This window comes from Acinetobacter sp. ABJ_C4_1 (genome assembly GCF_044538495.1).
GTDB lineage: Bacteria > Pseudomonadota > Gammaproteobacteria > Pseudomonadales > Moraxellaceae > Acinetobacter > Acinetobacter nosocomialis_A.
Genome location: NZ_JBIUCQ010000027.1, coordinates 1 through 7,419 on the forward strand (window position 1 = coordinate 1; position 7,419 = coordinate 7,419).

General features: G+C 34.5%; 6 protein-coding genes. 3 read left to right on the forward strand and 3 right to left on the reverse strand.

Annotated elements, in window-relative coordinates:
- Nucleotides 1-213: 213 nt before the first annotated feature.
- Together ACIF8R_RS18280 and ACIF8R_RS18285 are read left to right on the forward strand one after the other, a co-directional pair.
- Nucleotides 214-330, forward strand: a complete 117-nt coding sequence (locus ACIF8R_RS18280) for a hypothetical protein (protein ID WP_263613878.1) — start codon at nucleotides 214-216, stop codon at nucleotides 328-330.
- 228 nt (nucleotides 331-558) lie between these two features.
- The gene (locus tag ACIF8R_RS18285; protein WP_396482465.1) at nucleotides 559-1,737 is read left to right on the forward strand and encodes a S8 family peptidase; all 1,179 of its coding nucleotides are present in this window, start codon (nucleotides 559-561) and stop codon (nucleotides 1,735-1,737) included.
- 88 nt (nucleotides 1,738-1,825) lie between these two features.
- Here the strand turns inward: ACIF8R_RS18285 and ACIF8R_RS18290 are convergent, their stop codons facing one another.
- Nucleotides 1,826-2,452 carry an SOS response-associated peptidase family protein gene (locus ACIF8R_RS18290; protein ID WP_396482467.1) on the reverse strand — a complete coding sequence of 209 codons (627 nt, stop codon included), beginning with the start codon at nucleotides 2,450-2,452 and terminating at the stop codon, nucleotides 1,826-1,828.
- Between the two features lie 352 nt (nucleotides 2,453-2,804).
- On the opposite strand from ACIF8R_RS18290, the gene ACIF8R_RS18295 reads away from it, so the two are divergent.
- Complete coding sequence (locus tag ACIF8R_RS18295) at nucleotides 2,805-4,247, forward strand: glucose/sorbosone family PQQ-dependent dehydrogenase (protein ID WP_396482469.1); 1,443 nt, start codon at nucleotides 2,805-2,807, stop codon at nucleotides 4,245-4,247.
- A 53-nt stretch (nucleotides 4,248-4,300) separates the two neighbouring features.
- Here ACIF8R_RS18295 and ACIF8R_RS18300 read toward each other — a convergent pair whose 3' ends face one another.
- Together ACIF8R_RS18300 and ACIF8R_RS18305 are read right to left on the reverse strand one after the other, a co-directional pair.
- Nucleotides 4,301-4,744 (reverse strand): universal stress protein, encoded by a 444-nt coding sequence (locus ACIF8R_RS18300; protein WP_002050707.1) that lies wholly within the window; start codon nucleotides 4,742-4,744, stop codon nucleotides 4,301-4,303.
- A gap of 147 nt (nucleotides 4,745-4,891) precedes the next feature.
- Nucleotides 4,892-6,985 (reverse strand): EAL domain-containing protein, encoded by a 2,094-nt coding sequence (locus tag ACIF8R_RS18305; RefSeq protein WP_396482471.1) that lies wholly within the window; start codon nucleotides 6,983-6,985, stop codon nucleotides 4,892-4,894.
- Nucleotides 6,986-7,419 lie beyond the last annotated feature (434 nt).

The following is a 7,419-nucleotide window of genomic DNA, read 5'->3' on the forward strand; positions in this document are numbered from 1 at the left end:
ATAGAGAGAATGTATTTTATATTTTTAATAAATTTGCCTAAATAATAATTTTATAGCTTAAAAATATTAATAATAATTTGAGTAAATAAAATATTTTATACATTTACTATACGTAGGAATTATAGTTAAAAAAATTGTAAATTACTTGTGATTGCTTGAATGAGTAAATTTTGAAATAATTTTTTTAATTTATTGTTTATCTATCATGTTGTTATGGATATTTTGAAGTTTTTAAAAAGTTTTAATACTGTAGGGACATACTTAACAATCATGACTATAGTTTTGCTCATCATGGTTATTCTTTTCTATATTGTTGATCCCAAATATTAAAGAATAACAGACTATAAAATAATAAAATATATAAATTTTAATTAGATTCCTATCACAGTTTTCGTTGAAAAATTTGAAGTATATTGTGTGAAATAAAAAATTATGAAAATATGATTTAGGTTAAAAACAGATAAAACTCTTAAAAATTTTCATCTGGAACTTAAACCTGAAATAAAAAAGTTATTACTTATCATAAAAATACCTGAAATATAATATATGGAGATATACATGAATATTCGCAAAGTTTCTGCCATTTTTCTTTCAATGGCAGCGACCCATTTAGCTTACGCAGCACCAAATCTTTTAAATTCTGCAATAGACTCTTCCCAAGCAAAAGGAATTATTAAAAATCAATATATTGTCATCTTGAACAAGGATATTGGACCTGCTAAAGATTTTGCACAGAATATTGCAAAACAACATGGTGGCAGGGTTTTGCAGAGCTACGATAGTGCTCTTAAAGGTTTTGCAATTTATTTACCTGATACGGCAGGAACAGCTTTTATTGAAGCGATGAAAAAGAACCCACAGGTTCTTTCTGTAGAAAATGATACTGTAGTGAATATTGATGCAACGACCCAAAGTAATCCTGATTGGGGGCTAGATCGCATCGATCAGAAAGCTTTACCATTAAATTCAACATATTCTTATTCGCAGACCGGTTCGGGTACAACAGCTTATATTGTTGATACTGGTATATTGTCTACCCATCAAGAATTTTCAGGTCGTGTATTAAATGGATATACAGCAATATCTGATGGTAATGGAACGACCGATTGCAATGGACACGGCACACATGTGGCTGGAACTGTAGGTGGTACGACTTATGGTGTTGCCAAGAGTGTAAGACTAGTCCCAGTTCGGATTTTAGGGTGTGATGGATCTGGTGCTTCAAGTAATGTTATTGCTGGTTTAGATTGGATTTTGAAAAATGGAAGTAAACCAGCCGTTGTAAACATGTCATTAGGCGGGGCAGCAAGCTCTTCTTTAGATAGTGCAGTAGAAAATTTATATAATAATGGTTATATAATGGTCGTAGCCGCAGGTAATTCGAATACAGATGCTTGTACCTCTTCTCCTGCAAGAACAAGTAATGCAATTACAGTTGCTGCGACGGACAATACTGATACTCGGGCAAGTTATTCTAATTATGGAAGCTGTGTGGATATTTTTGCGCCGGGAAGTCAAATTAATTCTTCTTGGATTGGAAGTAATACAGCTACAAAAGTATTAAATGGTACCTCAATGGCAACTCCGCATGTTGCCGGTGTAGTTGCTGAAATGCTTCAAAGCACACCTACTGCTACGCCTCAAACGATATCGACTAATTTGTTAAATCAAGCAACCAGTAATGTAGTGAAAAATCCGTCTGGTAGCCCAAACCGTTTGCTTTACAAATCGCCTTAATGAAAAGTTATCTTTCCAATATAAAAAAGGTCCCAAGCGGACCTTTTTTAATTTTTTATGTGTGTCTTCAGTGCTAAATATTTAATTATTATTTTTTCATATCTGCTTTGGGTAGAGATATAAATTCATGTAGTGGCATATCTAAGAAAAAATCAGATGCTTCAGTGTGCTTGCAATTCAACCAATCATTCCTAAGATGATTTGGTATCACAATAATTGAACGTTTTTCATCGTCTGGTTTATGAAACTGCTTCATGAATGGATGCTGATCTGCGTTTATTGTTAATAATGACATTGACTGAACTTTCTGATCATCAATCATGGTTTCTTCATAAATTGCCGCAAGTGTAAATGGTTCCCCATCTTGACGGAATATGCCATACCAATGAGCTTTTCCATTGATATATTTCGGTTCATAAATAGCTTCAACAGGTATAAGCCCGAATTGATTATGTGACCAAGCGTGTTTAAAAGAACGTTTTTGTTCAACCGTTTCAGTTCTTGCATTATAGGTTGCATACTTAAATGAAACTTCTCTGGCATAGGGAGGTAACATTCCAAATTTAACTTTTCGCCATTCCAATTCATTTTGGTGAGATAAGATCATTGGACAGTCATCACTTGGATAAACATCCGATTTGTAATCAAATGTTGGTTCAAATAAGTCTAATTGATGAGCATGATCTTTCTTAAGAGGTTTAAAATTTGCGCACATAACTGAACCTGACTTGCACTGAAATCCTTAAGCTCTAGCTTGAATCTTTTAGCTGGGTGTTATGTATTTTTTTATAGTTTGAATTGTCTGTTTCAGTATTAATTTTTACTTTTCAATTACTTTGTTAAAGGTTGCTTTCATATCAATCAGTTTAAAATTTGATGAACTGTTTTTAAGATAACTTTTAAAGTATTCATTTGTTTTGAATAGCTACTTTTATGCAACAGAGCCTTTCAGAAATTTGGATTTTAATAAATATGCTATTCATCATAATACAAAAGATATAGAGAACTTATACAAATCAAACGTTTTTGATTTGAGTAACTCTTTAAAAAATTTATAAGGTGGAATTATGAATAAACATTTATTAGCCAAGGTCACTCTTTTAGGTGCTGCACAACTATTTATGCTTAATACGGCATTTGCGGACATTCCGCTTACGCCAGCGCAATTTGCTAAAGCAAAAACAGAAAATTTTGATAAAAAAGTTATTCTGTCTAACTTAAATAAACCGCATGCTTTGTTATGGGGTCCAGACAATCAGATTTGGTTAACCGAACGTGCAACCGGTAAAATTTTAAGAGTAAATCCTGAGTCGGGTAGTGCAAAAACAGTTTTTCAGGTTCCTGAAATTGTGAATGATGCGGATGGGCAAAATGGTTTGTTAGGCTTTGCTTTTCATCCTGACTTTAAACATAACCCTTATATCTATATTTCAGGTACTTTTAAAAATCCAAAATCTACAGATAAAGAACTACCTAACCAAACGATTATCCGTAGATATACCTATAACAAAACAACCGATACATTTGAAAAACCTGTTGATTTGATTGCAGGCTTACCATCATCAAAAGACCATCAGTCAGGCCGTCTTGTTATTGGTCCAGACCAAAAAATCTACTATACGATTGGTGACCAAGGCCGAAATCAACTGGCTTATTTGTTTTTACCAAATCAGGCGCAGCATACCCCAACTCAGCAAGAGCTGAACAGCAAAGACTACCATACCTATATGGGCAAGGTATTACGCTTAAATCTGGATGGAAGTATTCCTAAAGATAACCCGAGCTTTAATGGGGTAGTTAGTCATATTTATACTTTAGGGCACCGTAATCCACAAGGTTTAGCATTTGCTCCAAATGGAAAGCTTTTACAATCTGAGCAAGGGCCAAATTCTGATGATGAAATTAATCTCATTTTAAAAGGTGGGAACTATGGTTGGCCAAATGTAGCAGGTTATAAAGATGATAGTGGTTATGCTTATGCCAACTATTCGGCTGCAACCAATAAATCTCAAATTAAAGATTTGGGTCAAAACGGGGTAAAAGTAGCCGAAGGTGTTCCCGTGACTAAAGAGTCTGAATGGACTGGGAAAAATTTTGTAGCGCCTTTGAAAACGTTGTATACCGTACAAGATACCTATAACTACAATGATCCAACTTGTGGTGATATGACTTATGTCTGCTGGCCAACGGTTGCACCGTCATCGGCATATGTATATACGGGAGGTAAAAAGGCGATTCCGGGATGGGAAAATACATTATTGGTACCATCTTTAAAACGTGGAGTCATTTTCCGTATTAAGCTAGATCCAACATATAGTGCGACTTTAGATGATGCCATCCCGATGTTTAAAAGCAATAACCGTTATCGTGACGTGATTGCAAGTCCGGAGGGCGATGTCTTATATGTACTGACGGATACAGCGGGTAATGTGCAAAAAGACGATGGTTCTGTAACGCATACTTTAGAGAATCCTGGTTCTCTCATTAAATTTACGTATAACGGAAAGTAGTTTATGTAAAAAACCCAGCTCTATAGCTGGGTTTTTTTGAACTTTAAATTTATCTATTCGGTTACGACCAATACGGGTACATGGATTTCTCCTAACAGTGCTTGAGTCACACTTCCTAAGAAGAACTTTTTAAAACCTTTTCGTCCATGAGAGCCAATTACCAATAAATCAGCTTTTAGCTCAGTTGCTGCTTTGATAATTTCTGTGTGAATTGTTTGACCTTCAACAATCTTTGTTTCAACAGAAATTCCGTGTTGACTAAATTGCTCTTTAGCTTGATCTAAAATGCCCTGAATCGAAGCTCTCGCTTTATTAAAGTAATCTTGTGCAATTTCTGTACTATCAATGATTTCAACTGAAATAAAAGGATCAATAGTGAGCGCATATACTAAAGTGACTTTACTGTTAAACGCTTTAGCAAGACTTGCAGCATGATTAACCGCAATAAGTGAAGTAGGAGAACCATCGACTGGAACTAAAATATGGTGATAACTCATATATTGCTCCTTATTGCCTTGTGACAATATTTATTGTTGAAGAACCTAAGTTTGTTATCGTTATGGTTATATTATCGCCAATTTTATGGTTTTTATTGTGTATTTTTAGTGTGCAAAGTGAGCGACTACTTTTTGTATATATACAGATTAATTCATCGAATAATGGCTTTCTAAATAAGCCTGACCTTGTTTAAGAATAGATATAACTTGATTTGCATCAATAGCTTGTTCGAATAAAAAACCTTGTCCAATGTTATAACCAAATTTAAGAAGTAGCTCTTTTTGTTCTGGGGTTTCAATACCTTCTGCAATTAAACCGAGTGAGAGATTAGGTGCGAGTAAACCAATTGCTTGGACAATTGCATAAATTGATGGGTCCTGTTGCATCTTTTGTATAAAGCTACAGTCGACTTTTAGACAATCAATTGGGTAGTCTCGTATATGCGTTAGAGAAGAGAATCCTGTTCCGAAATCATCTAAAGCAATGCGTACGCCATGTTGCTTTAATTTATTGAGTGCGCGAATAACATATTCAGAGCCACGGTCCCCAAGCATGTGCTCAGTAACTTCTATTTCAATTAAATATGTAGGAATTTCAAGTTGATGAATCTTTTTTAGTAATCTTTCGGCGTAATTGTCTCTTAAAAATTCAACTGGTGCAGCATTTAGTGATACTGGAAGTGGCTGAAAGCCTAACTTTATCCATTTAGCCATATCATGCAAAACTTGTTGCTGCATAATTTCACCAATTTTACTGGCTAAATCATAGTCTTTAAAAGCTTCAGCAATTTGTGAAGGCAAACCTCTTTGAGCCGAAGTCGTGTGCCAACGCAGTAATGCTTCAAAGCCCACAACAGCATGAGTTTTTAAATCAACTTTAGGTTGATAGTAGGGTTGGATAGTATGGTGACGAATAAGCTGTCGAGCAATGTTAAGTTGCGAGGCGATTGCTTCGGTCAACTGCATCATACTCGGGTTATACATACGTATACCGCCACGACCTCGAGCTTTTAAGTCATGCAATGCCATGTCTGCACAGCTTAATAAGCTTGATTGATCGACAGCATCTTGTGGGTAAATGGCACAGCCAATGCTCATACCGCCGTTGAGTACATTCCCTGCATATGTAATGGGTTGATTGAGTTGTTGAAGTAATACTTCAGCAAGTTCTCGGACATCATTTTCATTTTTTAAATGGCTGAGAATAACTGCGAATTCATCGCCACCTAACCGAGCGACAGAACATCGTTCATGGTCTACGCACTGATTAAAACGCTTAGACAGGATTTTTAATAAGTGATCACCAGCACTATGACCTATGGTGTCATTAATATGTTTGAAATGATCTAAATCAATTAAAAGTAAACCTACACTTGTTTGGGTTTCTCTTGAGTAGGCTAGGGTACGTTTTAATTGGAGCTTAAATGAGCGTCGGTTAAATAATCCAGTAAGTTCATCTCTCTCACTAATATCTCTTAATCGGTTTTCAGTAAGATATTGTTGAGTGACATTCCGAGAAACACATAATATTTGAATAATTTCGCCGTTTGTATGTTGAATTGGGGTAAGCATGTTATCCCAATATTCAGGATCTTGATTTGGTAAGCAACTCATGCCAGCGAATCGGGCCACTTTACCCTGTAAGGCTTTTTTTAAAGCAACTCTTCCGCGTTTACGAATATGGGGGGGTAAAAGATCTAACCATCGCATACCGAATTTTTTTTCATCGACAGGTACACCTAATGCAAGGCACCCTGATTTATTCATATGAGATACTGTGCCATCTGTATTTAAAACTTTAATACAATCGACACTAATATCGAGCATTTGATTCTGTATATCGATATCTTTACGTAGGCTTTGTTGTTCTTGTATATCTTGGTCAATATCTAGAAAACTAATAAACCATTCATTTTCTTGAGAAGGTTCATGATATTTCGATAATTGAATTGAAAGTTTACACCATCGATAGTGATGGCTCTTATGTAAAAGACGGCATTTAAATTCAACTCTTGATTGCAGTCGTATAGCATCTAACCATTTGTTTTTAACTTCTTCTAAATCGGCAGGGTACACGAAATCTAACCATTGCTGAAACAATGGAGGTGAGGTATCGCACCAGTACTTTGTACACTCCGTATTGCAGTATAAAATTAAGCCTTTTTCATCACTGACCCAAGTCGGTAGAGGAAACTGCTCAACAATAAAGTGCTTTTGGGTAGTGTTCGACATTGAAGTCATAACATGCCTAAAACTGCTGAAGAGTTAAACTATTTATAAACTGTATTGTAATAGTTGTGTCGTTACCACAAAAGCTATAAAAAAATAATATTTGATGTTTTTTTCGCCTTGAATAAATGTTTTTCTAAAATAAAATTGATATTACTCGTGTATGCATATGTTATTTATTAACTTTTAATTTTATTAAGAGTGTAAAAAATAGAGTATTCACTTTAAAAAAATATGCTTATTTTTGTAAAAAACTTGTTAAAACAGTTGTTTATATATCAAAAAAAGAAGTGTTTATAGAGTAATTTATAGCAAATAAAATATTTAAGTGGGCAAGAAATAAAATGACTTTAGATATTTTTGTTAGAAAAATTTATATAAAAAATCAGTTTCAATTATTAAGCATTAATACAATAACCACCATTATCTTTACAAAAGTAATATAA

Coding starts and splice junctions, on each gene's coding strand:
- ACIF8R_RS18280 (WP_263613878.1), top strand. CDS start 214: ATGGATATTTTGAAGTTTTTAAAAAGTTTTAATACTGTAGGGACATAC.
- ACIF8R_RS18285 (WP_396482465.1), top strand. CDS start 559: ATGAATATTCGCAAAGTTTCTGCCATTTTTCTTTCAATGGCAGCGACC.
- ACIF8R_RS18290 (WP_396482467.1), bottom strand. CDS start 2,452: ATGTGCGCAAATTTTAAACCTCTTAAGAAAGATCATGCTCATCAATTA.
- ACIF8R_RS18295 (WP_396482469.1), top strand. CDS start 2,805: ATGAATAAACATTTATTAGCCAAGGTCACTCTTTTAGGTGCTGCACAA.
- ACIF8R_RS18300 (WP_002050707.1), bottom strand. CDS start 4,744: ATGAGTTATCACCATATTTTAGTTCCAGTCGATGGTTCTCCTACTTCA.
- ACIF8R_RS18305 (WP_396482471.1), bottom strand. CDS start 6,985: ATGACTTCAATGTCGAACACTACCCAAAAGCACTTTATTGTTGAGCAG.